Here is a 26,345-nt window from a genome sequence, read left to right as displayed (position 1 = left end):
CCTCATGAACGCACTGCGCCCCCTGTCAGCGGCTATCATCGCTGCTGCCGTCAGCACGCCGGCACTGGCATACGACGACCTGCAGACCATCTACATCAATCCGTTTGCCGGGTACCAGTACTTCGACGACAAGCGCGACCTGGACGAGGAAGCCACCTACGGTTTCGGCCTGGAATACCGTTTCCTGCCGCAGTGGGCCATCGAGGCGGTCTACTCCACCGCCAATCCCGACATCAAGCACAGTAGCGGCGACGTGGATTTTGATGAGATCCGGGTGGATGGCCTGTACTACTTTGGCAGCCAGGCAGACCGCTGGAACCCCTACCTGGCCGCCGGTGCCGGCCACGCGGATTTCGATGGCGGCACCATGAAAACCCCGGGCACCGAGCATGACGAGACCCGCGTCAACCTCGGTGGTGGTGTGCGCTACAACGTGACCGATCTGCTGTCACTGCGCGGTGATCTGCGTGCCTTCCACGGCATCGACGAGAGCACCTTCGACGCCCAGGCCTCCCTGGGGGTCAGCCTGGCCTTCAGCCGGGGCAGCAGCGAACCCGAGCCGGCTCCGGCCCCCGCTCCCCAGCCGGAACCGGACGCCGATGGTGATGGTGTGCCAGACAACCGCGACCAGTGCCCGGGCACCGTGGCCGGCGCCATGGTTGACCAGAACGGTTGCGAGCTGGACACCGATGGTGATGGCGTAGTGGACCGCCTGGACGACTGCCCCGGAACCGAGCCGGGCGCGAAAGTGGATGAGCGGGGCTGCGTGCTGGTGACCCTGGAAACCATCACCCTGTACATCACCTTCCCGCTGAACAGTGCCGAGATCAGCAACCAGTACGATGACGACATCCGTGAGATCGCCGACGCCCTGAAGGCTGACCAGGACGTGACCACGGAAATCGCCGGCCACACCGACAGCAGCGGTCCCGCCGCCTACAACCAGAAACTGTCCCAGCGTCGTGCTGAGGCCGTGGCAGACCGTCTGGTTGAGCTGTACGGTATCGACAGCAGCCGCGTGTCCCCGGTGGGTTACGGCGAGTCCGACCCGGTCGCCAACAACGAGACCGCCGAAGGCCGCGCCCAGAACCGCCGGGTTGAAGCCCACATCCAGGTCCGTCGCTAGTAGAGAGGCGCGGCCCGGAAATCGAAAAGGCGCCTTCGGGCGCCTTTTTTCATGGTTGTGTGATAACTGCATCCACCAGCAGGTTGCGGGGGGTAAGGGCCCGGTCGCAGAAGGTACCCAGACGAACCTCGTAGCCCGATTCCTCCAGGAACAGCCCGTAGTCCAGCACCAGCCACAACTCCAGTGGCCTGCGGAACAGGTGACGCACCAGTTCGTACCGGCGCACCCGGGCAGCACGGTCAGCGCCATAATCCAGCCATTGCCCGTAGTCGATACCAACTGGCAGGGTCAGGCCCCTGTGGTCCGCCGCCCAGTGACAGAAGGCCTCGAAGCCCTCGCCCATCAGGCGCTTTGGGTGGGGTGGCAACGGCAGGTAGTCATCCACACCTCGAAGCCGGCGCTGGAGACCATCGAAACCCAGCCGCCACTGACTTACCCGGGCTGACTGCTTCCGGTCCCGGGTCGGCGCGGTGACGGTTTCCTGGACGGCCAGTCGCAGATCGTCACGGGTCAATGCCAGGGCATTGGTGTCAGCCCGGGTGCGTTCGGACAGCAATGCGAGATGGCGGCTACCGGTCAGGTGATAACAACAGGGCGAGAAGCTGATGCGGGGCTGTCGCCGGGTCACCACATCGCGGATCAGCTTGCGATGGAGGTCGCCACAGGCATGCAGGGCCACGCCGTGGGCCCCTTTCGGCCAGGGCAGGTCGGACGCCATGACATCCTGACACTGGAGCGTCACCGCATCGCCATAGCGCCGGACCAGGCGATTACCGTCTTCCACCAGCCCGGCATTCCATTCATAGCCGGTTACCGGAACCCTACCCTGTCTGGCCAGGGTCCGGGACAGATGCCCCTTGCCACAGCACCAGTCCAGTGATGGCCCGGACAGGGGCAGAAGGGCGGCAGCAAAGGCGCCCGACTGCAGGCGCTTGCGCCCGGGCATATCGACGGCGTCCTTTTCCTCCAGCGTGATCCCATTCACCGTGTCCGGCCCCGGACTGAGACCCGGCACCGTCACCAGGGCCGGATAGTCCGCCAGCCCCGGCAGCCAGTTACGGAGCCGGGCCGCCAACCGTTCCGGATACTGTTCGTAGAGGTCGCACTGCGACTCGTCGAGTGCTGTCAGCCAGTCCGCCAGTTCCCGCCATTGGCGGGTCCATGCCGGTTCCGGCTCCGTAAACGGCACCGGGCGCCACAGCAACTGGTGCTCATGCAGCCAGTCGTTGAGTCGCTGCCAATGCCGATAAAGGCCGTCGCCGGTGTCAGGCAGATTCTGCTCCGGTGATGATGTCATGGCACTGGCCTTTGTGCTGCTCGAACCCATGATAACGACTTCCCTCAAGGCGAATCGGATGCCGGGCGCAGCAGCCCCTGGCGTGGCACCCGGGCAACCAGTTCGTCCCGGGCCAGCGGTCGGCTGAACAGGAACCCCTGGCCGATATGGGCACCCATGCCCAGCACGCAACTCAGTTCCAGTTCGTTCTCGATGCCCTCCACCACCACGGACAGATCAAGACGTTCACACAGGGTCAGGATCATTTCCAGGATCGCCCGTTTCTCGTTATCGCGGTCCACCCCGGATATCAGCGACCGGTCGATCTTGAGCTGGTCCAGGGGCAGTTGCCGCAGATAACCCAGGGACGAGTAGCCGGCGCCGAAGTCATCCAGGGCCACGGCAATCCCGTGACGCCGCAGCTCGTTCATCACCGACAGGGCGATGTCCGCGTCGGCCATGACCGCCGTCTCGGTAATTTCCACCTTCAGGCGGCGCGGATCCGCCCCCGCCTCGTCCAGACTCGCCAGCAGGTTCTCGGCGAGCCTGGGGTCATGGAGCTGGGCCGGCGACAGGTTGACGCTGATAGTGAACGCCGCCCCGTAGGCATCCACCAGTATCGGGTCGTTCAGCAGCGGCAGGGTCAGTCTGAGCATTTCGTCGGACAGGTTGCGGATCAGGCCGGTCTCTTCCGCCACCGGGATGAACAGTCCGGGCGAAATCAGCCCCGCCTCCGGATGGCGGATCCGGCACAGGGCCTCGAAGGCATCCACCTCCCCGGTCTGCAGGTTCACCAGTGGCTGCAGGAACGACTCCACCCAACGCAGGCGCAGGGCATTACGCAGAGTCTGCTCGGCGTCCAGGCGCTCCCGGTTCCGCTGCCGCATGTCGTCGTGGTAGACCAGGAAGCTACCGGTGCCCACCGTCCTGATCCGGCGCAACATGGTGCGGGTTGCCTGCAGCATGTCCGCCGAGCCTTCGAAGCGGGTCTCGTCGGATGGCACCGCCCCAATAACCAGCGACAGCCAGATTCTGCGATCGTCGATCAGCAGGGGCTCGTCGAACTGCTGCATCACGGCTTTGGCCCGGTCCCGCAGGCCGCGTTCAGTGTCGTCCCTGAGCAGCATGACCGGGGTGTTGTCCGCCAGCAGGGCCACCAGTTCACCGGGCTGTATGCAGCGGTCCAGCCGGTATCGGACTTCCCGGGCCAGTTTTCTTTCCTCATGGGGCCGCAGGGAGTCCCGGACCAGGGACAGGTTGGAGATCACCACCATCAGCAGCCCCACACCGTCTTCCGCCCGGCTGTCCAGTCGCTGTGACAGCATCAGTTCCAGGTAGGCGGCATTGGGCAGCCCCGTGCGGGGGTCGATAAACTTGCGCCGGGTGATATCGGTCTGGGTACCCGCCATCATCCTGGGTTCGCCGGTATCCGGATGACGGTCGCAGATGCCCCGGGCCACCATGGCACGGTACCCGCCCCGGCCGTCCTCCAGCAGGTACTCGCAGTAAAAGCGCTCCTCCAGACCATTGGCGTGTTTCAATACCGCCTCGCTGAAGCGATCCTGGTCCTGGGGATGAATCCGCTGCATCCACTTCTCGGGCGCGATCCGTGTACCCAGGGGTTCGCACCCGGACATGGCCAGCCAGCGCCTGGAGACATGGAGTTCGTCGGTCTGGAAGTCCCATTCCCAGACCCCGTCGTTGGCGCCCCGGATAATCAGATCCAGGCGACGGGTGCGTTCCTCCACCCGCTCCTCCAGCAGGTCACGGGCCTTCTCCAGCTCCAGGATGTTCCGCCGCACGGACTCCAGCACGAAGTTGGACAGCACCGACAGCTTCTGGATATCCAGGTCATCGGAATCCGTATGCACATGGAAGTCATAGCGCCCGTCGATGGCCATGCACAACTGGTCGGCAATACGGTTGATGCTTGCCCGCAGGCGCTTTTCAGAGTCACTCATCGCCGGATCCCGGTTTCAGGCAGAACCGGCAGGCCTCCGCACCCCGTTTCTGGCAGGCCAGTATTTCCATACTGCCGGTTTCACCGAATTCCTCGAGAACCCGGTTGAACAGCGCCTCATAGAGCCCGCAGAGGCGATTCGGGGAGCGGTAGGTGACCATCAGGTCATCCCCGTTGCGCTCGATATCAAACTTGTCACGGACACGGTCCCGCGACGCCTCGCCACGCAGACCCGCTGCCAGCACCGTATGCACCCGGGGTTGACGCTCCAGGAAGTCCCGCGCCGAACCCGCCATCTGATAGAACATGGGGAACCGTTCCCGGGACTCCCGGATAAACCGGTCCGCATAGAGCCGGAACAGGCTCTCTTCGTCCAGCCCGAAATAGGCGCCGGTCTCCGCGATCATCCGCAGGCATTCGTCGTCGGGATAGTCCTGATCGATGCGAAATTCCGGAATGCCCTCGACGCCGGCTCGCTGACAAATGATCGCCAGTGCCTGTTCGCCCCCTTCCGCGCGGATCGTGTCCACCAGAACTTTCTGGATATATCCAATCATGGTGTGGTTCCTGTCTTTGTGCACGCCCTGTTAACGGCGTCTGGGCCTGGAACCTATCCATGTTCAAGCAGGGCCCGGTACTGTTCCAGTACCCCCTCGTCGTAACGGGGATACTCCGGAGCCAGGTGCACCAGTTGCTCGGCAAGCAATCTTGCCACCAGCGCCCTGGCGACCGGCTTACGGTCCCCCGGAATGATGAACCATGGTGCCTGCGGGGTATGTGTCGCCGCAATAGCTTCTTCTACGACGTTCAGGTAGTCGTCCCGGCGGTTCCAGGCCTCGATGTCCGAGCGGTCGAACTTCCAGCGTTTACGGGGTTTGTCCAGGCGCTTGAGCAGGCGACACCGATGCTCTTCCGGGGACAGACGAAGCCAGAACTTGATGATCGTGGTGCCCTCCTGAGTCAGGTGCTCTTCAAAGGACCGAATGGCGGCATACCGGGCCTGCCAGTCATAGTGGCCCGCATCGCGGACCGGCCACAATCGCTCCGCCATGACCGCCTCATGATGACTGCGGTTGAAGGCCACAAGTTCCCCCAACGCCGGCAATAAGGGCACAACCCGCCACAGGAAATCATGGGCCCGCTCGGTTTCGGTGGGTCGGCCAAAGGACCAGGCGTGAAAACCGGCCGGATCCATATAGGTAGCCAGGGTGCGGATCAGGCTGTCCTTGCCGCTGGCATCCAGGCCATGGAAGACCAGCAGGCAGGCCTTACGGCCGGTGGCCCACAACCGCCGCTGGTGCTCGCCAATCAACTCCAGTTCCGGTTCCAGGGGCGGCACCCGATCATCATCGATGTCCGCCGGATAGTCCCGCAATCGGGGCCGTCGGGGATCATAGAGCCAGGTTTCGTTGAACGCTGTCGTTATCATGACGGGGCTGCACTCCGGATTGGACGGCCTGATGGTCCCGGGCTATCGGGGCGATGGTTCGGAACCCAGGGCATTGATGATAAACTGAGCACCTTTTGGAACAGGTTAGCAACTATGAGCCGCAAGAGACGCGAGATTCCCGTTTTTGACCAGCCACTGATCGAGACTCACTGCCATCTTGACTACCTCAAGGACCGGCCGCTGGAGGAAACCCTCGAGCAGACCCGGGGTGTCAACATCGAGCGGGTCATCACCATCGCCGTGTCACCGGACAACCTGGCCACGGTGCGCGAACTCAGTGGCCGGCAGCCGTGGCTCTACGGCACCCAGGGTGTCCACCCCCATGAGGCGGAAACCTACACCGACACCTGCGAGGCCGAGATCCGCCAGCATGGCGGTGATGACAAGATCGTCGCCATCGGTGAAATCGGCCTTGATTACTTCTACGACAATGCCGACCGGGAAGTTCAGAAGCAGGTATTCCGGCGCCAGCTGCAGATTGCCGCAGACCTGGATCGGCCAGTGGTGATCCACAGCCGCGAGGCGGACGACGATACCATCGACATCCTGTCGGATTTCGAGGACACCCTGAAGCGCCGGGGCGTGATCCACAGTTTCACCTCCGGCCCCGGGCTTGCCCGCTACGCCCTGGACCAGGGCTGGTGCCTGGGTTTTAACGGCATTACCACCTTCAACAAGGCGGAGAACGTCCGGGACATCGTACGAATGGCCCCCATCGGGCAGATCCTGCTGGAAACCGATTCACCGTTCCTGACGCCGGTGCCCTATCGCGGTCGCGAGAACGCCCCCTTCTACCTGCCCTTCGTGGCGGAGAAGATTGCCGAGGTCAAGGAGCTGGACCTGGATGACGTGCTGGCCCGGACCTACCAGAACAGCCTGCGCACCTTCTTTCCGGCGGGCTGAGGGGCAACGATCAGCCGAAAGGGCGGACGATGCCACCAGCAGACATCAGGCCCTGTCCAACTGTCGGATAATCCGCTGCACGCGGTTGGCCGCCTGGCGGTAGAGTGTCAGCAGGCGCGGGTCCCAGACCTCCAGGTCCCGCTCCATGGCGACATCGTGTTCCATGGTCACCGCCAGGCGCAGCAGGCGGCCAAGCCGCCCCTTGCGCTGCAGGACGGCCTGGCGCACATCCTCTTCCAGGTCCAGGCGGTCAATAAACTCCCCCACCGGCACCCCCAACATGATGTCGGTGCCCGATATCAGCCCGGCCAGGAAGGCCTTGTCCGGAGCCGGTGCATCGGCCTTCATACGACCCGCCAGGGCCTCGCAGACATGGGCCCGCACCAGTACCACCCGTGCATGCTCGGTGTTCACCACCTGCAGTGAGCTGAGCAGGGCCGCCCAGTGCCTGAGGTTGGTAATACCCAGCCGGATCACCACCTCACGGATGGATGAGATCTTGCCCTGGCCCCGATAAAGCGGGCTGTTGACGATGCGTATCAGGTTCAGGGACAGTTCCGGGTCCTCGGACAGGATCGCCGTGAGCTCACCCACTTCCGGATCAGGCCGGTAAAGGGTGGCCAACAACTGGGTCAGTCTCAGCCCCGACGGTGACAGCTTCTGCCCGGAGATGATCCGGGGATGGGCCATATAGTAGCCCTGGAAAAGATCAAACCCCATCTCCAGGAATCGATCCCGGGTGGCTTCATCTTCGACCCGTTCCGCCAACCAGAGGACATCCAGGTGTGCCAGGTCAACCTTGTGGCGAGCCACTTCCTCCGGCGTGAACTGGGTGACATCCACCTTGATCACGGACGCCATGGGCAGTAAGGGTGCCCAACTTGGCTGGAAGGCAAAATCGTCCAGGGCAAAGCGGAACCCCTGGTCATACCAGTGCTGTACCGCAGCCACCAGATCCGGAGTGGGGTCGATGCGCTCCACCAGCTCGATCATCACCCGTTCCGGATCCACCGGCAGCACCATCCCGGATAGCAGCAGGTCGCCGGAAACGTTGATGTAGGCCCGGGCATTATAGTGGGCGGCGTGATCCGTGATACCCGTGCAGAAGTTGAACAGCACCTCGCTGGTGGCCCGGTGCTCGCCCACGGTAAGGGCGCTCTCCCCGGCATCGTTCCGGTAGAGCAGCTCGACAGCCTGCATCCGGCTGTCACGGTCATAGATCGGCTGGGCGGCCAGCAGGGTCTGCGAAGACATCAACTGTCGATTCCCTTCTCCTTGGGGGGATACGGGCCGGGTTCTCCTGCCCCGGACCCCCCTCATCGCAAGTTCAGCGGTTTCCCAATAATGCGGCACGAAACGATCAGAAAACAAGCGATCACGCTCGCTCCTTACACCAGCGACAGGAACAGCCCCATCAGTACCGGCGAGATAAACGACAGGATAAAGCCGGAGGCAATGGCCACCGGCACACAGTCCAGACCGCCACTACTGCGGATCACCGGCAGGGTGAAATCCATGGCCGTGGCCCCGCCATAGCCAATGGCCATGGCCGGACGCCGGAGGATCACCAGTGGTATCAGGGCCAGGGCGATGATCTCCCGGAGCACATCGTTGAGGAAGGCCACACCACCCCAGGCCGGCCCCAGGGCATCGCCGATTACAATGCCGGAGAGGGAATACCAGCCAAAGCCGGATGTCAGCGCCAGCGACTGGAACACCGGTACCTGCAGTAACGGCGCCAGCAGCAGGCCCGCCAGCAATGAGCTGATCGCCAGCGAGAGAGCGATGCCCAGACCCTGCCGGTTGAACAGCAGGCGACGCAGGGACAGGCCGGCGTTGCGCAATTGCAGGCCGATCAGGAACAGCAACATCATCAGCGACCAGGTGGCCAGATCCTCCACCCAGGACAACTCCGGCAGCAGGAACCAGCCAGCCAGCAGCCCTGCCAGTACCGAGGCCAGGGGCTTCACCGCCGCCAGGAACAGGCGCCGGTAACTGGTGATGCCCCGCCCTTCTGCGTGTTCTACCGTCATCGGCTGCCAGCGATGCCATAACCACAGTGCCACGACGTTGAGCACCAGCAGGCCGGCGACCAGTATCCCAACCTGGACCGCCATGGCCGCCAGTTGCTGCCCCAGCCCATCCATCTGGCCCAGCCCCACCCCCAGAAGGGCGAGGATGAAGTACACCAGTGCGTCGACACCGTAATGAATCATGGTCATCAGCGGGCGGTAACGGATCGACAGGGCAAAACCGAGAAACAGCGGTACCAGGATCAGCAGGGCATCGGCCAGCATCGAAACCTCGACATGGGGAAATGTTCAGGGCGTAGGGGATCAGAGGGTAGGTTCGAACTGGTCCGGATCAAACACGTACTTGCCCTGATTGGCCTGTGCTTTCAGGCGCAGATCCCGGGCCAGTCGCTGGGCCCGTACCGTCCACTGGGCGGTTTCTTCACGGCAGGGTTCATAGCCCCGTTCCAGCAGGCTGCCGGTCAGCGCCCGCAGGGCGGATCCCGCCCTTTCCTGGTCATGGTAGGGGCCCCGACAGCGGGTGGTATCCGGGTGTCCCTCCGGTTCTCCGGCCAGGGCCACCACCGACCAGATACCGCTGTCCACCTTCTTGATGTGTAGTTCCACGCGGCGCTCACCCCGCCTGAGTACCAGCGTGTGCAGGGGATCGCGTCCGTGGAAGTAGTGGAGTTTCATGACAGGCTCAGTGCAGGTTCTGATCGTTGCGGTCCTGGACCAGCACCCAGGGAGCCACCACCACGGCCCAGAGTTCGGCTTCCCGGTCATACCAGGCACGGGCCAGGTCGGGGCTGACATCTCCCACCTGGTCCTGGCTCATCCAGTGCTGGAACTGAGCCTTGTTGTCGGTGGTCAGTTCCGCAGCCACATCCAGCAGATCCAGTTCCGGCGCCACGCGGACCACGTGCCCCCGTGCATAGTAGGTTTGCAGTTCGCGCCAGCCAATACGGGAGGTTTCCAGGTTGAGCCTGGTCTTGATTTCATCGCGGGATTGGGGGGATGACATGGACGTCCTCAGAAACACATTCAGCTTCAGCCAAGAGCGTCGCATGAAAGACCGCCGGCGGCAAGTGCACCGCCGGCGGTACAGGGTCTAAAGCAGACCGTTTTATGGGGCCTGTTTAATCATCTCCCGCACCACGTAGTGCAGGATGCCGCCGTGGCGGAAGTACACCGCCTCATTGGCGGTATCGATGCGTGACTTGAGGTCGCAGCTTTCGGCGTTCCCGTCCGGATAGGTGACCGTCATGGTCAGGGTCTGCCCGGGCTGGATATCGCCGGACAGGCCCTCGATGCTGATGGTTTCCTCTCCGGTCAGCTTCAGGCTCTTGCGGTCCACGCCCTCCGGAAACTGCAGGGGCATCACACCCATCCCAATCAGATTGGAGCGGTGGATACGCTCGTAGGACTCCGCCACCACGGCCTTCACTCCCAGCAACCGGGTACCCTTGGCGGCCCAGTCACGGCTGGAACCGGTGCCGTATTCCTTGCCGGCAATGACCACCAACGGAGTGCCTTCCTGCTGGTATTTCATGGCCGCATCGTAGATGGCCATCTGCTCACCGGAAGGCACATGCTTCGTGTAGCCGCCCTCGACCCCGTCCAGCATCTCGTTACGGATACGGACGTTGGCGAAGGTGCCCCGCATCATCACCTCGTGGTTACCTCGGCGGGACCCATAGGAGTTGAAGTCATGGGGTTTCACGCCATGCTCCTGCAGGTACTTGCCGGCAGGGGTGTCCGCCTTGAAGGAGCCGGCCGGGGAGATATGGTCGGTGGTCACCGAATCTCCCATCAGGGCCAGGATACGGGCGCCACGGATATCCTCGATGGCATCCGGCTCCGGCCCCAGGCCCTCGAAGAAGGGCGGGTGCTGGATGTAGGTGGACTTGTCGGACCACTCGTACACCTTGCTCTCGGGCACCTTGATGGACTGCCAGGTTTCATCACCGTCGAAGACTTCGGCGTATTCCTTGCGGAACATGTCGGTCTTGACCTTTTCCACCGCCTCGGCGATTTCATCCTGGCTGGGCCAGAGATCCTTCAGGTAGACCGGCTTGCCGTCCTTGTCCGTACCCAATGGATCCTTGGTCAGGTCCACCCGCACGTTACCGGCCAGGGCATAGGCCACCACCAGGGGCGGCGACGCCAGCCAGTTGGTCTTCACCTGGGGATGCACCCGCCCCTCAAAGTTGCGATTGCCGGAGAGCACCGAGGCCACGGTCAGATCACCATCGTTGATGGCCTTTTCCACCGGCTCCGGCAGCGGGCCGGAGTTGCCGATGCAGGTGGTGCAGCCATAACCCACCAGGTTGAAGCCGAGTTTGTCGAGGTCATCCTGGAAGCCACCCACCCGCAGGTAGTCCGTCACCACCTTGGACCCGGGTGCCAGGGAGGTCTTGACCCAGGGCTTGGTTTCCAGCCCCCGCTCTACGGCCTTCCTGGCGATCAGGCCGGCGGCCATCATCACGCTGGGGTTGGAGGTGTTGGTGCAGGAGGTAATGGCGGCGATCACCACCGCCCCCGGGTCCAGCCGGGTCACCTGGCCGCCCAGGGTCAGTTCCTGGCTGGCATGGTGTTCGTAGCTGTCCTCCACCCCGATAGCCGTCTGGCCGCCCTCGGATTCCCATTTCTCCTGACGCAGTCCGTTGGGGCCTTCGGCGGTTTCCATCAGCAGTTCGAAAGCTGCCTTCATGTTCCTCAGGGCCACCCGGTCCTGGGGCCGCTTGGGACCGGCCAGGCTGGCCTCCACATCGCCCATGTCCAGTTCGAGGGTATCGGTGTACAGCGGTTCGTGGCCGGGTTCCCGCCACAGCCCCTGGGCCTTGGCATAGGCCTTGACCAGCGCGATCTGGTGGTCATCACGACCGGTGAGCTTCATGTAGGCGAGGGTTTGCTCGTCCACCGGGAAGAAGCCACAGGTGGCACCGTATTCCGGTGACATGTTAGCGATAGTGGCCCGGTCTGCCACAGGCATGTCCTTGAGGCCGTCACCATAGAATTCCACGAACTTGCCGACCACACCCTTCTTGCGCAGCATTTCGGTGACCGTCAATACCAGGTCGGTGGCGGTAATACCTTCCCGGAGCTTGCCGGTGACCTTGAAGCCGATAACCTCGGGAATCAGCATGGATACCGGCTGGCCCAGCATGGCGGCTTCCGCCTCAATACCACCTACACCCCAGCCGAGGATACCCAGGCCATTGATCATGGTGGTGTGGGAATCGGTGCCCACCAGGGTGTCGGGGTAGGCGAAGGTCTTGCCACCCTGCTCCTTATACCAGACAGTCTTGCCCAGGTATTCCAGGTTTACCTGGTGACAGATACCGGTTCCGGGCGGTACCACGCGAAAATTGTCGAACGCCTGCTGGCCCCAGCGCAGGAACTCATAGCGCTCCTGGTTGCGCTCCATCTCTATGGTGACGTTGTCCTTGAAGGCCGAGGCGTTGCCGAAGTTGTCCACCATCACGGAGTGGTCAATGACCAGGTCCACCGGCGACAGGGGATTGATCAGGGCCGGGTCCTTGCCCGCCTTCCTGACCGCCTCACGCATCGCCGCCAGGTCCACAACCCCGGGCACACCGGTGAAATCCTGCATCAGCACCCGGGCCGGTCGGAACTGGATTTCGGTGTCTGAGCGGCGGTCCTTCAGCCATTGGGCCATGGCTTCCAGGTGCGTCTTCTCCACTGTCATTCCGTCCTCGAAACGCAGCAGGTTCTCGGTCAGCACCTTGAGGGAGAAAGGCATCCTGTCGAGGTCACCCAGGGCTTCTCCAGCCTTGGGCAGGCTGTAGTAGTGGTAGGTCTTGCCATCAACTTCCAGGGAAGAGAGGGTGTTGAAACTGTCGTCGCTGGTGCTGTCGTTCGACATGTGTTGCCTCCTTTATTCAGGCTCATCAGATGCGTGAAGGCTGGCAACCGATAACAGGGTGCCCCGCTATCGGCAGAATTGACTATGCTTTACGGGAGTGTGCCCGGAAAGTCCTGTCTGCAGAAGTCTCTATTAACTATCGCACCAATTGTCGGGACTTCAACCCCGTGACTTGATATACCATTTATGTGCTTCAGTAGACACTTTGGCCACCAACATTACGTTACCTTTATTTACATGTTTGGGTCCCAAGAAAAGCCATAACAATCATAGGGAGCCTTTGAAAGAGCCCGGATTCCTTCTGCCGGCCCGCCAACCGGGCAGGCGCCACGGCATCCGGAGCTTTGCAGGAGACTCCCAAGCCCAGCAGGAGCATCCCCCACATGGCGGTCACCCATAACGCCACCATACAATCAACCGAAGCCCCCGTCGGTTACCGGCTGGTCGAGAAGATCGCCGAAGGCGGCGCCACCCAGATTTTCCGGGCAATCCGGAAATCGGATCAGCAACGCGTTATCATCAAGACGCTCAGGCCCGACGACGCCACCCGTGAACACATTGCCATGCTTCAGCATGAGGCGGATATCCTGTCCGGCCTCAACGGCGACAACATCATCCGGCTCGTGGAACAGACGCGGGTCCGCGATCTGCCTGCCCTGATCCTGGAGGACACCGGCGGCCAGTCGCTGGACCGCCTGATTCCCCACCGCCGCATTCCCCTGAAGACCTGCGTCGGTATCGGTATCGCCGTGACCACCGCCCTGAAGGATGTCCACCGGGGCGGCGTGATCCACAAGGACATCAACCCGACCAACATCATTGTCAATGCGAAGAGCAACACCGTGCGGCTGGTGGATTTCGGCATTGCTTCCCGATACGGCACGGAAAAAACCACCATCAAGGCCCCCACCTCGGTACCGGGTACGCCGGGTTATATGTCCCCGGAACAGACCGGCCGCATGAACCGGTCGGTGGATTACCGTTCCGACTTCTATTCCCTGGGCGCCACCCTCTACGAACTGGTCACCGGCCGCCCGCTGTTCACGGCGGAGGAACCCATCGAATGGTTCCACTGTCACATCGCCCGCACGCCGGTCGCCCCCACCGATATCAACAGCAGTATCCCGCGGGCACTGTCCGACCTGATCATGAAGCTGCTGTCGAAGACCGCGGAACAGCGCTACCAGAGTGCGTCCGGCCTGCTCCATGACTTGCGGGAGTGCTACCGCCAGCTCAATGCCCATGCCGCGATCCAGGATTTTCCGCTGGCCTCCCGGGATGTGCCGGACCACTTCCGGATTCCCCAGAAGCTCTATGGCCGCGAAAAGGAAGTGGGCCAGTTACTGCAGGCGTTCGAAGCCGCCTATGACCAGGTCTCCCTGGCCCTGGTGGCCGGGCGCTCGGGCATCGGCAAGAGCAGCCTCATCAACGAACTCCACAAACCGGTGACTGCCCGCCGGGGCTACTTTATCGTGGGCAAGTTCGATCTGGTCCACCGGGATGTGCCCTACAGCGGACTGGCGGTGGCCCTGCGGGACCTGGTCCAGCAGATCCTGACCGAAAGCAATGACCGCCTGGCGGAGTGGAAACGCAAACTGGAGGAAGCCCTGGGACCCAACGGCGCCCTGATGACCGAGCTGTTGCCGGAACTGAAGCTGATCATGGGCCCGCAACCAAAGGTGGTGCCGGTGGGAGCCACGGAATCCGAACAGCGGTTCCGCCTGACCCTGTTCAATTTCATCCGGGTGTTCAGCCACGCCGACCACCCCCTGGTACTGGTTCTGGATGACCTGCAATGGGCCGACAGCAGTACCCTGCGGCTGGCGGACCTGCTGGTGGACCAGGTGGAGGGTGACCGGCTGATGGTGGTAGGCGCCTACCGGGACAACGAGATCACGCCGGATCACCCGCTGATCCAGACCCTGCAGCAGATGCAGGGCACCGACGTCTTCCTGACCCATATCGACCTGGCGCCGCTGGAAGTACCGGACATCTGCCGGCTGCTGGCGGATACCCTGATGTCCAGCAACTCCGAGGTGGAACCTCTGGCCCGGGTGATCCGCCAGAAGACCGAGGGTAATCCCTTCTTCGTGGAGGAGTTCCTGAAGGACCAGCACGCCCGTGGCCACATCACCGCCGATCCGGATACCGGCAAGTGGGTCTGGGACATAGGCCAGCTTACCCAGCAGCAGATGACCGACAATGTCGCGGCCCTGATGACCCGCAAGCTGGACCGCCTGCCCGACACGAGCCTGCGCCTGTTGCGACTGGCCTCCTGTGCCGGCAACCGTTTCTCCCTGGCCATGCTGTCACTGATCGCCGAGATGTCGCCGACCAGGGTCGCCGAGGCCCTGCACGTTCCCATTGAGGAGGGGTTGATCACCCCCATCAATGACGCCTACCAGCTCACCGAACTGGAACAGGATACCGACCCCGGCCGGCTCACCGTGCGCTTTGCCTTCAACCATGACCGCATCCAGGAGACCGCCTACAACCTTGTGGACCAGGACACCCGGCTGGCCGCCCACCTGGAAATCGGCCGACAACTGCTGCGCAACCTGAACGCGGTGGAGCGCAAGGAAGGCCTGTTTGCCATCGTCACCCACCTGAACCTGGCGGTCAGCCTGATCACCGACGACCAGGAAAAGCGCGAGCTGTGCCGGCTCAACCTGGAGGCCGGCCACCGGGCCCGGCAGGCGGCGTCCTATCCCATTGCCTACGGACACTTCCAGCGGGCCATCGTGTTGCTGGGCAAACACCCCTGGGACAACGACTATGCCCTGGCCCTGAGCGCCTTCTCCGCAGCCGCCGAGGCCGCCGCCTACGTGGGTGACCACAAGGCCCTACGCGCCTTCCTCAACGCGGGCCTGTCCAATGCCCGCGACCTGCTCAGCCGGGTCACCTTCCATGAGATCGAAATCGGCCACCTGATTACCCTGGGAGAGTTGGAACAGGCCATCGACGTGGCCCTGCCCCTGCTGAAGGAACTCGGGCACCCCTATCCGAGGCACCCCCGCCGGTGGTACGTCGCCCTGCGTTTCCTCAGGCTCCGCAGCCGGCTGAAGTCCATGAATCTGGAGGCTATCAAGGAACTGCCTGACATGACCTCCCCGGAGCACCGGGCAGCCATGCGCCTCGGCGCCAGTATTGGCAGTGCCAGCATGTTCGCCGAACCCATGCTGTTGCCGCTTCTATGCATTAACGGCGCCGAGATTGCCCTGAGGCATGGCCACACGCCGGAGACCACCACCACCTTTTCCATCCTGGGGATGATGTTCGCCCAGTCGATGAACGATCCGGATACCGCCCTGGCCCTGGGGCGGCTGAGCCTGGACCTGAGTGAACGCTTCAACAGCCGCCGGGGGCGTGCGCAACACCTGTACGGCTCGCTGATCCAGCACTGGAAGGAGCCGGTCCAGAACACCTATGACAGCCTTCGCCTCGGGGCCCGCTACTGCATGGAGAACGGTGACTTCGAGTATGCCGTGCATGCCTCCAACGTGCTGGAGGACAACATGTTCAGTGGCGGCGAGGAACTGTCAAAACTCGAGAACCTGTGCCGACACCACCTGAGTGAGTTCCGGGCCCTGCACATGGGTGCCATGCTCTACCACCAGGAGGCCCGCCTGCAGTTGCTCTGCAACCTGAGGGGGCTCAGCAAGCATCCCTCCAGGCTGGTGGGAGAGCACTACAATATTGAGAAGATGCTCCCCGGACACCGGGCCGCGAAGGATCTTCCCCTGGTGGATCATGTCGTATCGAAGGCGGTGTACCTGAACTACCTGTTCAATATGGACGGCACACCTGACGGAAGATCGGGTCCGGTTAAACACGGGGTGTCGGCGGATTCCGGCGCCGACGGTTTCTTCGGCAGCCGGCGAACCCAGTTCCTCCATACGCTGGTCTCGCTCCGGGCCGCCGGCAATGCGCGAAATCGCCGCGAACGCCGGCAGGCACTCAAACGCGGCCAGCGGGGCCTGAAGCATCTGCAGGTGCGCCTCAAAACTGATCATTACAACGTTCCCAACAAGTACCATTTGTGCCGGGCGGAACTGCTCCGTGTCCAGGGCCGGGAGTTCGAGGCCCACGAGGCCTTTGATCGCGCCATCGAGCTGGCCCGTGAGAACCGCTTTTTGAGTGAGCAGGCCATGGCCTGTGAGCTCTGCGGCATGATGCACATGCGCTCGGGGCGCAGCACCATTGCCATGCCCTACCTGATGAAAGCGCGGGACCTGTACCGCCGGTGGGGCGCGAATGCCAAGGTCAACCAGCTTGAACAGCAATACCCGGACCTGTCCCGGGAACACCAGTCCACCACCTTTAGCGGTACTCGTGCCATGGCCATGGGTGAGGTGGACATGACCTCGCTGATGAAGGCGCTGAAGGCCATCGCCGATGAACAGATCCACAGCCGGATGGTGGAAGCCATCATCAACATCGCCATTGAGTTTGCCGGTGCCCAGCGGGGCGTGCTGGCCCTGCGGGATGGCGATGGCAAACTGCGTATCGAGGCGGAGGCCTCGGTGGATGAGGATGAGACGGTAATCCTGCAATCATCACCCCTGGATCAGTGCGAGTCAGTGTCCCGAACCACCATCAACTATGTCAGTCGCACACAGGAAAGTGTGGTGGTGGCCGACGCGCTGTCGGTGAACAGCTCGGTGCCGGGGCTGGATCGCGAGGAGTACATCCTGCGGGAGCGCATCCGGTCGATCCTGTGTCTGCCCATTGCCATTGGCAAGGGCAAGGAGCGGGCGCTGACGGGGCTTCTCTATCTGGAGAATAATCACATCAGCAACTGTTTTACTGAAGCCCGTATCGGCGCCCTGGAGATTATCGCGGTGGCCGCCGCAGGCCGTCTGGAACTGTCCCGCAAGGCGGCGGTGGATGGTCTGACCAATCTGTTCAACCACGACTATTTCCAGAATATGCTGCGCCAGGAGTTGGCGGGCGTGTTGCGCTACGGTCGGGAGATGTCGCTGCTGCTGATTGATGTGGACCATTTCAAGCAGTTCAACGATACCTGGGGGCACCAGGTTGGCGACCAGGTGCTGCGGGAGGTGGCAGACCTGATCAAGGATAGCTCCCGGGAGAATGATACCGCTGCCCGGTATGGTGGCGAGGAGATGGTGGTGATTCTGCCCGGTGCCGGTCAGGATGAGGCGTCGGAGGTTGCTGAGCGTATCCGCGGGGCGATCGAGCGTCATGAGGTGCGGGTGGACGATGAGGTGCTGAGTGTGACGGTGAGTCTGGGGCTGGCCACGGCTAGTCAGAAGGACTGTGATCCGGAACGGCTGATCAAGCGGGCGGATACGGCGCTGTACAAGTCCAAGGCCAATGGGCGGAATCAGCTTACTGTGGCGGATTGAGACTCGGGGGCTGGCTTGTGGGGCGATGGGGGCTTTCTTCGCCGCAATTCAGGGGCCTCCCTGGCGCCCACCTTGCTCCGCGCCATCCCTGGCGCTGCTACGAAAGCCCCCATCGCCCCACAAGCCGTCAGACGCTGGTGCTGAACCGCTTTAACACTGAACCCGTTCCTCTGATCAGAAGCCCACTTTCACACCGGCGTAAAATGTCCTCCCAGGCGCCGGTTCGTAATACCGGTCGAAGCTGGCGTTAATGCGCACGTTCTCGTAGTAGTCCTCGTCGAACAGGTTGCGGATGCCCCCGTAGAGTTCGATGGTGGTGTCGCGCCCCACCCGCCAGCTGTCACCGCCTTTCAGGTCGAACCGCCAGTGGCTACTGACTTTCTCGGTATTGGCGTCGTCGGCGTAGAAATCACCCACGTAGTGAGCGCCCGCTTCGGCGAAACGACCGCCCAGCCCCTGCCAGGAGAGATAACCATGCCAGAGGGTTTCCGGCAGGCCCGGCAGGTCGTTGCCGGAGAGGTCATCACCACTACCGGTGGTGTAGCGGTCGAAGCGGTAGCGGGCCAGGGTCAGGCTGCTGCTGGCTTCCCAGGCGTCCAGGAAGGGGTAGCTGATTGCAGCCTCCAGCCCGTCCCGGGAGGTGCGACCGGCGTTGCGGTAGAAGGTGCGGCCGCCGGGGCTTTCGAAGGGGATCAGTTCGTCGTCGACATTGACGGAGAACAGGGCCACGTCGTATTCCAGCCCCATATCGAACAGGCCCCGGGCGCCGATCTCATAGTTCCAGGCCTGCTGGGGGTCGATGTCCGGGTTGAAGCCACCACTGCCGTCCGGGCGGGCGAATTCGGTGAAGGTGGGGGTTTCGAAGGCGTTGCCGACGGTGGCATACCACTGGTGGGCTGGCTGGTAGCGGTAGCTCAGGCCCAGGCTGCCGGACCATTCCCGGAAGGTGCGGTCGCCGCTGTCATCACTGCCGTCGGCGAGAAAGTCGTCGTCGATTTCCATGCTTACCCGGTCATGGCGAACCCCGGCGCTGAGCGCCAGCTTTTCCGTCAGTGACCACTCACCCTGGGCAAAGACCCCGGTGCTCTGGGCCTGTTGGCGTTCATCGCCGGTGGTACCGGTGATTTCTCCGGTGGCGCTGACACCCCGGCGGCCCCGATCATCCTCCTGCCAGCCCAGGTCCGTACCTACCACCCAGGTGAACGGTCGCCCGGCCAATTGGTTGTCGCGGCTGTACTGCAGGCTGCCGCCGTAATAGTCCCGCTGGTAATTGATCAGGCTGGAGCCGGGGAATGGCAGTTGCTGCTCGAAGTCGCGCCAGGTGTAGAAGACCCGGGCGTCCAGGGTGCCACCTGCCAGGTTTTGGTCCTGGTAGTGAGTGCCCACCAACTGCTGGTCAACGGTCTGGCCGGCGTCGAGGATGTCGGAGAAGCGCCAGGCCTGGCGCGGGTCCTCATCGGCGGCTTCCCGGGTCAGCCCGCCAGGGTCTTCGGCCTTCGGGGTGTCCAGCAGGTTGAGCAGTAAGGTGATAGAGCGTTGGCTATCCAGTTTGTAGCCCAGCTTGCCGTTGAACAGGTACTTCTCTACCTCGCTCTGGTCGCGGTAGCCGTCGGATTTCAATGCCGATGCACTGGCGGAGTAGAACCAGTCGCCCTGCTCGCCACCGGCCCGCACGCCCGCCTGCATCAGGCCATGGCTGCCCCCTTGCAGGTCTATCACCGGCGACTGCCGCATACGTCGGCCATCGGCGGTGGTGATGTCGATGACGCCGCCGGCGGCGTTGCCGTAGAGAACCGAGGATGGCCCCCGGATGACTTCAACCTGGGTGGCGCTGGCCAGGTCCACGGCGTCAATCTGGGCCTGGCCGTCCGGCAGGGTGTAGGGAATGCCATCCACCCGGATGTGGAGCCCTCGGATACCGAATGGCGCCCTGGCTCCGAACCCCCGGCTGGAGATGCGTTGGCCCTGGGCGTAGTTCTCCCGGTTCTGCAGGAACAGCCCGGGTACGGCTTCCAGGGATTCATCCAGGTGGACCCGCTGCTGCCCCTGTTGGATTTCCCGCCGGTTGAGTACTGTCACCGCCGCCGGGGTATCGTAGATATCCCTCGATAGCCGGGGAGCGGTCACGGTGATGTCCGGCACGCTGCCGACCGATGTCGTGGTGTCTTCCTGCGCCACCACGCCGCTGTTCCATCCCACCAACAGCGCCAAGGCCGAAAGCGTTCCCTGCCTGTAAACAACCCGCATGCCTGCTCCTATGCCTGTGTTTTTCTTGTCGATAACTAACAGAACGCTACAAGAATAGCAGGTCAGGTCAATGCAATCGGCCTAAATAATATTATAGACATAATATTAAGGTCATAATACTATGGAGGTGATTCGGTTGGCCGGCGGACTGTCAGGATCACCTCAGGCAACTGCCGGGCACCCACCCCACCGCAAGGAGAATGACCATGACCAACATCGTGATTGCCGGCTATGCCCGCTCCCCCTTCCACTTCGCCCGCAAGGGCGGGCTGGTCAACCTGCGCCCGGATGACATGGCGGCCCAGGTGATGCGGGGGCTGGTCAACCGGCTGGATCTGGACCCATCGCTGCTGGAAGACGTGATCATGGGCTGCGCCTATCCCGAGGGCGAGCAGGGCAACAACCTGGCCCGTATCGCCAGCTTCCTGGCCGGTTTCCCGGAAACCCCGGGGGCCGCCACCATTAACCGCTTTTGCGGATCGTCCATGGCCGCCATCCACTACGCCGCCGGGCAGTTGATGCTGGGGGCCGGCGAGGCCTTCCTGTGTGCCGGTGTCGAGTCCATGACCCGGGTGCCCATGGGCGGCTTCAGCAACAGCCCCAACCCGGAACTGCTGGAGCGCTATCCCCAGTCCTATATGCCCATGGGCCATACCGCCGAGGAGGTGGCCAGGCGCTACGGTGTCAGCCGGCTGGAGCAGGAGGAGATGGCGGTAGAGTCCCATGCCAGGGCCGCTGCCGCCAGAGAGGACGGGCGTCTGGCGGATGAGATCGTCGCCATGGCCACGCCGGACGGCGAGGTGCGGGAGGATGGCTGTATCCGACCGGGCACCAACCTGGAGACCCTGGCCAGCCTGTCGCCCGCCTTCGACGGCTCGGTAACCGCCGCCACCTCGTCTCCCCTGACCGATGGCAGCTCTGCGGTACTGGTCTGTACCGAAGCCTTTGCGGACCAGCATAACCTGCCGGTACTGGCCCTGATCCGGTCGGTGGCGGTTGCCGGTTGTCCGCCGGAAATCATGGGCATGGGACCCGTGTATGCCACCCGCAAGGTGCTGGAACGCAGCGGCCTGACCATCGATGACATCAACCTGATGGAAATCAACGAGGCGTTCGCCAGCCAGGCCATTGCCTGCCTGCAGGAACTGGGCATGCCCCGGGAGCGGGTGAACCTGGATGGCGGCGCCCTGGCCATCGGGCATCCACTCGGTGCCACCGGTGCCCGCATCACCGGCAAGGCCGCCTCACTGCTGCGGCGCACCGGTGGACGTTATGCCATTGCCACCCAATGCGTGGGCGGCGGCCAGGGCGTGGCCACACTGCTGGAACGGGTATAGGGAGTCATGGACCGGTTCCGGGGGCCCCTTCCGAGGCTCCCGGACCGGTTATGGTGTAACATAGCAAGCAAATAAAGCCGCAGACTCGCGTAGTACTGCGGCGACGATACTCCAGGAGGCACCCCGATGCGCTATTCTCCCGACCAGAAGGAGAAGACCCACCAGCGAATCCTTGATGAGGCCGCCCGGCAGTTCCGGGAAAAGGGCGTCAGCAATACCGGTCTGCAACCGCTGATGAAGGCCCTGGGGCTGACCCACGGTGGCTTCTATGCCCATTTCCGGTCCAAGGACCACCTGGTGGAGTCAGCCCTGCAGGAGGCCGCCCGGCAGATGGATGAGGAAACCGCCCAGGTCCATGACACGGAGACACCGTTGGCGACCCTGATACGCCACTACCTGTCCCGCAATCATCGCGACACCCCGGGGCAAGGCTGCGCATTACCCACGGTATCCGCGGAACTGGGCCAACTCGGCAAGCCCAGCCAGACCACAGACCGGATCGTAAAGAACCGCCTGGCTCTGATCGACGGCGAGCTGGGCAACGAACAGACCAGCGACCACGGCATCATGATCCTGTCGGCCATGGTCGGCGGGCTGCAGCTGGCCCGAAGCGTCAGCGATCCCGAACTGTCCGACCGGATCCTGCAGGCCACGCGCTCTCAACTGCTGGCCCTTATCGGAGCGGATCCCGGCGCCTGATCCACGGATGCCACCACGCCATGGCAGCCAGCCGGTATGGCCGGGCCCGGACCGCAGGGGCTATACTCAAGCCTACGGATCTTACCAGCCACTAAGGGAACGGCCATGAGCGATCTCGAAACCCGCTTCAACGAGGCAGTTGACTACATCCAGAACGGTCGTGGGGACGCCAGCCCCTCCAACGATCTGAAGCTGGAGTTCTATGCCCTCTACAAACAGGCAACGGAAGGGGACGTCAGCGGCAAACGCCCCGGCATGATGGATTTCGTGGGCCGCGCAAAGTTCGATGCCCGGGAGAAAGTCAAAGGCATGTCCCGGGACGAAGCCATGCAACGTTACATCGACCGGCTGGACGAATTCCGCGGTTGAACCGCGTCACGTTTCCACTCGTTATTACTCAAGAAACGTGGAAGTTCCTGAACTGGTTTTTGCGGTATTAAAACGATTGTCATATGATGCCGCCATCATAACAACAACAGGGTCCGCCCCAGTGACAGGATCCAGGCACCACCATCAGGAAAACTTCCATGCATCTGACCGAAGCGCTTGAGCAAAGCGAACCCGGCCTGTTCAAACGAGTGCGGAACGCCATCCGGAATCGGCAACTGAACCAGAGGACCGAGCAGACGTACCTTCACTGGATTTCCCGGTTCGTCCTGTACCACCAACCGAAAACCCCGGAGACGCTGGAAAGTGCTGACCAACAACTCTTCCTCCTGTACCTCCAGGACCGCATACAGGTGTCCCGTGCCCGTCTCAACCAGGCCAGGCAGGCACTCGCCTTCTTCTACGCCGATGTCCTCCAGAAACACGACCCCGTGCCCGAATCCGCCTGAGCGCCCATGCGCGCCAAACTGATCACCCGCGCCGGATTCGAGGCGCTGAAGGCCGAAATGGAGCACCTGTGGCGCGTGGAACGCCCGGAAGTCACCCGCAAGGTGACCTGGGCAGCCAGCCTGGGGGACCGCTCCGAGAACGCCGACTACCAGTACAACAAGAAGCGGCTGCGAGAGATCGACCGTCGCTTCCGGTACCTGGAGCGCCGTTCCCGGGAACTGCAGGTGGTGGACCCGGCCCCCGAGCAGGAAGGGCGGGTATTCTTCGGCGCCTGGGTGGAAGTGGAAAACGAGGACGGGGAGACCCGACGCTTCCGGATTGTCGGCTACGACGAGCTGGACCTGGACCGGCGTTACATCTCCATCGACTCGCCCATGGCCCGGGCCCTGCTGAAAAAACAGGTGGACGACGAGGCAGTGGTCAGAACACCCGAGGGCCCCGTCACCTGGTATGTCACCGATATCCGGTACGAGAAACCGCCTACCAATCGATAATCGCCCATAAAAAAACCCCGCCAATGGCGGGGTTAAGGCTAGCGCTGTGCTGGAGGGAGAAGCAGACGGAACCTGTGTCTGCTTCACTACTGCAATACCCATTATGCATACTGGCCGTTAACCCGAAGTGGCCGAGCTATGACATTTTTTTCAGGCCTCCCCCGGCGCCTGATGCCAGCCTTCTAGGTTGTATACTCTAGACCTTGCCCCCATGATTCAGGTATTCCAATCAGGACTTCTGGAGCCACCGTCGGAACCTACACCCATGAACAAGAATGACCTCACCCAGGCCGCCCTGAAGGGCGTTGACCGCCTGGGTTATCAACTGGACAGGCTGGGCATTACCAGCAAGGTGAACCGTCACAACATCGCCGCCTTCATGATGGCCGAGCAACACCACCTGGAAGGAGAATGGGACAGCCTCCAGACCCGGCTGGACCGTTACCGGCGACGGGCCGGGGACATGCTGGAAAACCTGGAAAAGAGCCACTACCCGGTCCTGCAACCCATGGCTGAGCGCATCAACCGCTACCGCCGCGGCGACGGCCGTCAGGCGGACTGATCTTCGTGCTGGCTGTCGTCCTTGCTGGCGGGTACCGAACGTAGCCGGCGTTTCTGGGGATTGTAGCGGGGCAGCGTCACCCGTACCCGCAGGCCCGGGTTGTCGGCGCCGGGGTGATGGTCGAACAGGCCAATGGACCCCTGGTGGATCTCAGTGACCGCACTTACAAGGCTCAGGCCAAGGCCGTTGCCGGGTTTGGAGCGGCTCTTGCCCACCCGGTAGAAACGCTGGAAGATCTGACCCTTCTCGTCGTCGGGTACCCCGATACCGCTGTCCCCTACCTCGAACACCGCCGACTCGTTATCCAGCATGACCCGCACCACGATTTCCCCTTCTTCCGGGGTGTACTTGATAGCGTTATCGATCAGGTTACTGACCATCTGGAACAGCAGATCCCGGTCCCCCTCCACCATCACTTCTTCGTCGATTTTCTGGGTGAAAGTCTGCTGTTTGTCTTCCGCCAGTGCCTCGTAAAGTTCGCAGGCGTCACTGACCAGCATGCCCAGGGATACCGGGCGCACATCGGCAGTGGTGTTGCCCCGGGTCTCCAGCCGTGCGATCCGCAGCAGGGCGTTGAACGTGGCCAGTAGCTGGTCGGCCTCCGACACCGCCTTGGCGGCCTGATCCCGGGCCTCGTCGTTGTCCACCATCATCAGGGTGGTTTCCAACTGGTTTCGCAGTCGGGTCAGGGGGGTCCGCAGGTCGTGAGCGATGCTGTCGGAGACGTGACGTATGCCTTCCATCAGGTAAACAATCCGGTCCAGCATCTGGTTCAGGTTTTCGGCGAGCTGGTCGAAGTCGTCCTGGGTACCACGGGTGGGTATGCGCTGGGACAGGTGGCCGTTCATGATCTTGCGGGAGGTGTTGTTGATGACCTCAATGCGCCGGGTAGTGCTGCGGCTCATCATGAAGCCGCCGAGCAGGGCCAGCGCCAGGGTGATCCCCATGCCCCAGTTGATGGCGGTCTCGATCAGTGCCTTCAGGGTATTGAGATCATCCACGTCGCGACCCACCAGCAGCCGCAGGCCACCCTGGACCTCGAAGACCCGTGCCCGGGCCATGCGGGGCGGGCCGGTCCAGCCCAGGCTTTCGTCCAGGGTAAAATTGATCCAGCTACCCTGGGACTCGGCTCCTTCGGGCCAGGTGTTGAGGTTGCCGGCCAGCTTGAGGTAGTCCTCGGTGGTCAGCAGGTACAGGGATTTGGCGTTGGGGTCACGGGCCACCCGCTCACGGATGATCGTGATCAGGCCGTTAACGCCCCGACCCCGGTATTGCTCCGCCAGCCCTGCGATTTCCGCCTCAATGGTTTCGTCGGTCTGGGCGGTCATGAAACCGGCGGTGCGCCAGTAGATGAACGCCAGCAACAGAAAGACAGAGGTGGCAAACACCACCATGTACAACAGGGCCAGCTGGAATGTGGAGGTTCTTAGCTGGCTAAGCAGTTTCACGCAACATGTATCCCGCACCCCGGACTGTCTGGAGCAGCGGGGTCTCGAACTCCTTGTCGATCTTGGCCCTGAGACGGCTGATGTGCACGTCGATCACGTTGGTCTGGGGATCGAAATGATAGTCCCAGACCTTCTCCAGCAGCATGGTACGGGTGACCACCTGCCCGGCGTTCCGCATCAGGTACTCCAGCAGACGGAATTCCCGGGGCTGGACATCGATATTCTGGCCGGCACGCTTGACGGTGCGGGCCAGCAGGTCCATTTCCAGGTCCGCCACCTTGAGCACGGTCTCGGTTTCCGCCGACTGACGGTTACGCCGCACCAATGACTCGATACGGGCCAGCAGTTCGGTGAACGAGAAGGGCTTGGTCAGGTAGTCATCACCGCCCCCGCGCAGTCCTTCAACCCGGTCATCCACGTCGCCCAGGGCGCTCAGGATCAGTACCGGCACCTGGTTGCCCGTGGCCCGCACCGTCTTGATGATGGACAGGCCGTCCATACCCGGTAACATCCGGTCCACGATCATGATGTCGTAGTCCTCGCTGGCGGCCATCATCATGCCTTCCTTGCCGTCAGCAGCGTGGTCCACCACGAAATCGGACTCCTTGAGCCCTTTGACCAGGTAGCTTGCCACGTCGTGATCGTCTTCGATTACCAGTGCTTTCACCGGTTTTCCTCCCGCCTGACTGTCAACTCGTGATTTCAGGGTTCAGGCCCCGTATTACAGGGGCTCTAC

21 protein-coding genes are annotated in these 26,345 nt (G+C 62.6%); 9 read left to right on the top strand and 12 right to left on the bottom strand.

The genetic code is table 11. The annotated features are described in order from the left end of the window. Nucleotides 1–4: 4 nt before the first annotated feature. Nucleotides 5–1,126, top strand: a complete 1,122-nt coding sequence (locus tag ACJO3T_RS18915) for an OmpA family protein (protein WP_406965367.1) — start codon at nt 5–7, stop codon at nt 1,124–1,126. Between the two features lie 49 nt (nt 1,127–1,175). On the opposite strand, the gene ACJO3T_RS18910 is transcribed toward ACJO3T_RS18915, so the two are convergent. From ACJO3T_RS18910 to ACJO3T_RS18895, 4 genes are read right to left on the bottom strand one after another with little or no spacing between them, the layout of a single operon-like run. Then, a complete protein-coding gene (locus tag ACJO3T_RS18910; protein WP_406979480.1) occupies nt 1,176–2,423 on the bottom strand; it encodes a methyltransferase in 1,248 nt (415 codons plus the stop codon). 44 nt (nt 2,424–2,467) lie between these two features. Then, entirely contained in the window at nt 2,468–4,363 is a 1,896-nt protein-coding gene (locus ACJO3T_RS18905) for a putative bifunctional diguanylate cyclase/phosphodiesterase (protein WP_406965364.1), read from the bottom strand. Beyond that, nucleotides 4,356–4,919, bottom strand: coding sequence for a heme NO-binding domain-containing protein (locus ACJO3T_RS18900; protein ID WP_406965363.1), 564 nt, complete (start codon nt 4,917–4,919; stop codon nt 4,356–4,358). The genes ACJO3T_RS18905 and ACJO3T_RS18900 overlap by 8 nt, the downstream gene beginning before the upstream one ends. A gap of 53 nt (nt 4,920–4,972) precedes the next feature. Continuing rightward, nucleotides 4,973–5,791 carry a polyphosphate kinase 2 family protein gene (locus tag ACJO3T_RS18895; RefSeq protein ID WP_406965362.1) on the bottom strand — a complete coding sequence of 273 codons (819 nt, stop codon included), beginning with the start codon at nt 5,789–5,791 and terminating at the stop codon, nt 4,973–4,975. Nucleotides 5,792–5,905: 114 nt separating this feature from the next. On the opposite strand from ACJO3T_RS18895, the gene ACJO3T_RS18890 reads away from it, so the two are divergent. Beyond that, nucleotides 5,906–6,715, top strand: coding sequence for a TatD family hydrolase (locus ACJO3T_RS18890; protein WP_406965360.1), 810 nt, complete (start codon nt 5,906–5,908; stop codon nt 6,713–6,715). Nucleotides 6,716–6,760: 45 nt separating this feature from the next. Here the strand turns inward: ACJO3T_RS18890 and ACJO3T_RS18885 are convergent, their stop codons facing one another. The 5 genes from ACJO3T_RS18885 to acnA form a co-directional block, all read right to left on the bottom strand. Further along, nucleotides 6,761–7,969, bottom strand: coding sequence for an EAL and HDOD domain-containing protein (locus ACJO3T_RS18885; protein ID WP_406965359.1), 1,209 nt, complete (start codon nt 7,967–7,969; stop codon nt 6,761–6,763). A gap of 134 nt (nt 7,970–8,103) precedes the next feature. Then, the gene (locus tag ACJO3T_RS18880; protein WP_406965357.1) at nt 8,104–9,012 is read right to left on the bottom strand and encodes a LysO family transporter; all 909 of its coding nucleotides are present in this window, start codon (nt 9,010–9,012) and stop codon (nt 8,104–8,106) included. Between the two features lie 39 nt (nt 9,013–9,051). Beyond that, nucleotides 9,052–9,423 (bottom strand): PA4575 family protein, encoded by a 372-nt coding sequence (locus ACJO3T_RS18875; RefSeq protein WP_406965355.1) that lies wholly within the window; start codon nt 9,421–9,423, stop codon nt 9,052–9,054. Between the two features lie 7 nt (nt 9,424–9,430). Next, nucleotides 9,431–9,751 (bottom strand): DUF2288 domain-containing protein, encoded by a 321-nt coding sequence (locus tag ACJO3T_RS18870; protein ID WP_328189648.1) that lies wholly within the window; start codon nt 9,749–9,751, stop codon nt 9,431–9,433. A gap of 102 nt (nt 9,752–9,853) precedes the next feature. After that, nucleotides 9,854–12,616 (bottom strand): aconitate hydratase AcnA, encoded by a 2,763-nt coding sequence (gene acnA, locus ACJO3T_RS18865; protein ID WP_406979478.1) that lies wholly within the window; start codon nt 12,614–12,616, stop codon nt 9,854–9,856. 383 nt (nt 12,617–12,999) lie between these two features. On the opposite strand from acnA, the gene ACJO3T_RS18860 reads away from it, so the two are divergent. Then, nucleotides 13,000–17,985, top strand: coding sequence for a diguanylate cyclase (locus tag ACJO3T_RS18860; RefSeq protein WP_406979477.1), 4,986 nt, complete (start codon nt 13,000–13,002; stop codon nt 17,983–17,985). Between the two features lie 174 nt (nt 17,986–18,159). Here the strand turns inward: ACJO3T_RS18860 and ACJO3T_RS18855 are convergent, their stop codons facing one another. Further along, nucleotides 18,160–20,232, bottom strand: a complete 2,073-nt coding sequence (locus ACJO3T_RS18855) for a TonB-dependent receptor family protein (protein ID WP_406979475.1) — start codon at nt 20,230–20,232, stop codon at nt 18,160–18,162. A gap of 200 nt (nt 20,233–20,432) precedes the next feature. On the opposite strand from ACJO3T_RS18855, the gene ACJO3T_RS18850 reads away from it, so the two are divergent. The 6 genes from ACJO3T_RS18850 to ACJO3T_RS18825 all read left to right on the top strand — a co-directional run bounded on the left by ACJO3T_RS18850 (nt 20,433) and on the right by ACJO3T_RS18825 (nt 24,161). Next, entirely contained in the window at nt 20,433–21,569 is a 1,137-nt protein-coding gene (locus ACJO3T_RS18850) for a thiolase family protein (protein WP_406979474.1), read from the top strand. A gap of 126 nt (nt 21,570–21,695) precedes the next feature. Then, nucleotides 21,696–22,268 (top strand): TetR/AcrR family transcriptional regulator, encoded by a 573-nt coding sequence (locus ACJO3T_RS18845; RefSeq protein ID WP_406965348.1) that lies wholly within the window; start codon nt 21,696–21,698, stop codon nt 22,266–22,268. A gap of 105 nt (nt 22,269–22,373) precedes the next feature. Further along, nucleotides 22,374–22,637, top strand: a complete 264-nt coding sequence (locus tag ACJO3T_RS18840) for an acyl-CoA-binding protein (RefSeq protein ID WP_406965347.1) — start codon at nt 22,374–22,376, stop codon at nt 22,635–22,637. A gap of 158 nt (nt 22,638–22,795) precedes the next feature. Further along, nucleotides 22,796–23,104 carry a site-specific integrase gene (locus tag ACJO3T_RS18835; RefSeq protein WP_406965345.1) on the top strand — a complete coding sequence of 103 codons (309 nt, stop codon included), beginning with the start codon at nt 22,796–22,798 and terminating at the stop codon, nt 23,102–23,104. 6 nt (nt 23,105–23,110) lie between these two features. Beyond that, nucleotides 23,111–23,599 carry a transcription elongation factor GreB gene (gene greB / locus ACJO3T_RS18830; protein ID WP_406965344.1) on the top strand — a complete coding sequence of 163 codons (489 nt, stop codon included), beginning with the start codon at nt 23,111–23,113 and terminating at the stop codon, nt 23,597–23,599. A 265-nt stretch (nt 23,600–23,864) separates the two neighbouring features. Further along, complete coding sequence (locus ACJO3T_RS18825) at nt 23,865–24,161, top strand: hypothetical protein (RefSeq protein WP_406979473.1); 297 nt, start codon at nt 23,865–23,867, stop codon at nt 24,159–24,161. Here ACJO3T_RS18825 and ACJO3T_RS18820 read toward each other — a convergent pair. Together ACJO3T_RS18820 and ACJO3T_RS18815 are read right to left on the bottom strand one after the other, a co-directional pair. Further along, entirely contained in the window at nt 24,149–25,609 is a 1,461-nt protein-coding gene (locus ACJO3T_RS18820) for a HAMP domain-containing sensor histidine kinase (RefSeq protein ID WP_406979472.1), read from the bottom strand. The two genes, ACJO3T_RS18825 and ACJO3T_RS18820, sit on opposite strands and share 13 nt — an antisense overlap. Then, on the bottom strand, nt 25,596–26,276 hold the full coding sequence (locus tag ACJO3T_RS18815) for a winged helix-turn-helix domain-containing protein (protein ID WP_328186454.1): 681 nt from the start codon (nt 26,274–26,276) through the stop codon (nt 25,596–25,598). Before ACJO3T_RS18815 ends, ACJO3T_RS18820 begins: the two co-directional genes overlap by 14 nt. Between the last annotated feature and the right edge of the window lie 69 nt (nt 26,277–26,345).

It is taken from the genome of Marinobacter shunpengi (assembly GCF_045449715.1).
In the GTDB taxonomy this organism is placed as follows: Bacteria; Pseudomonadota; Gammaproteobacteria; order Pseudomonadales; family Oleiphilaceae; genus Marinobacter.
The sequence above is the reverse complement of the archived record's forward strand: the minus strand, read 5'-3'. Positions and strand labels throughout refer to the sequence as shown.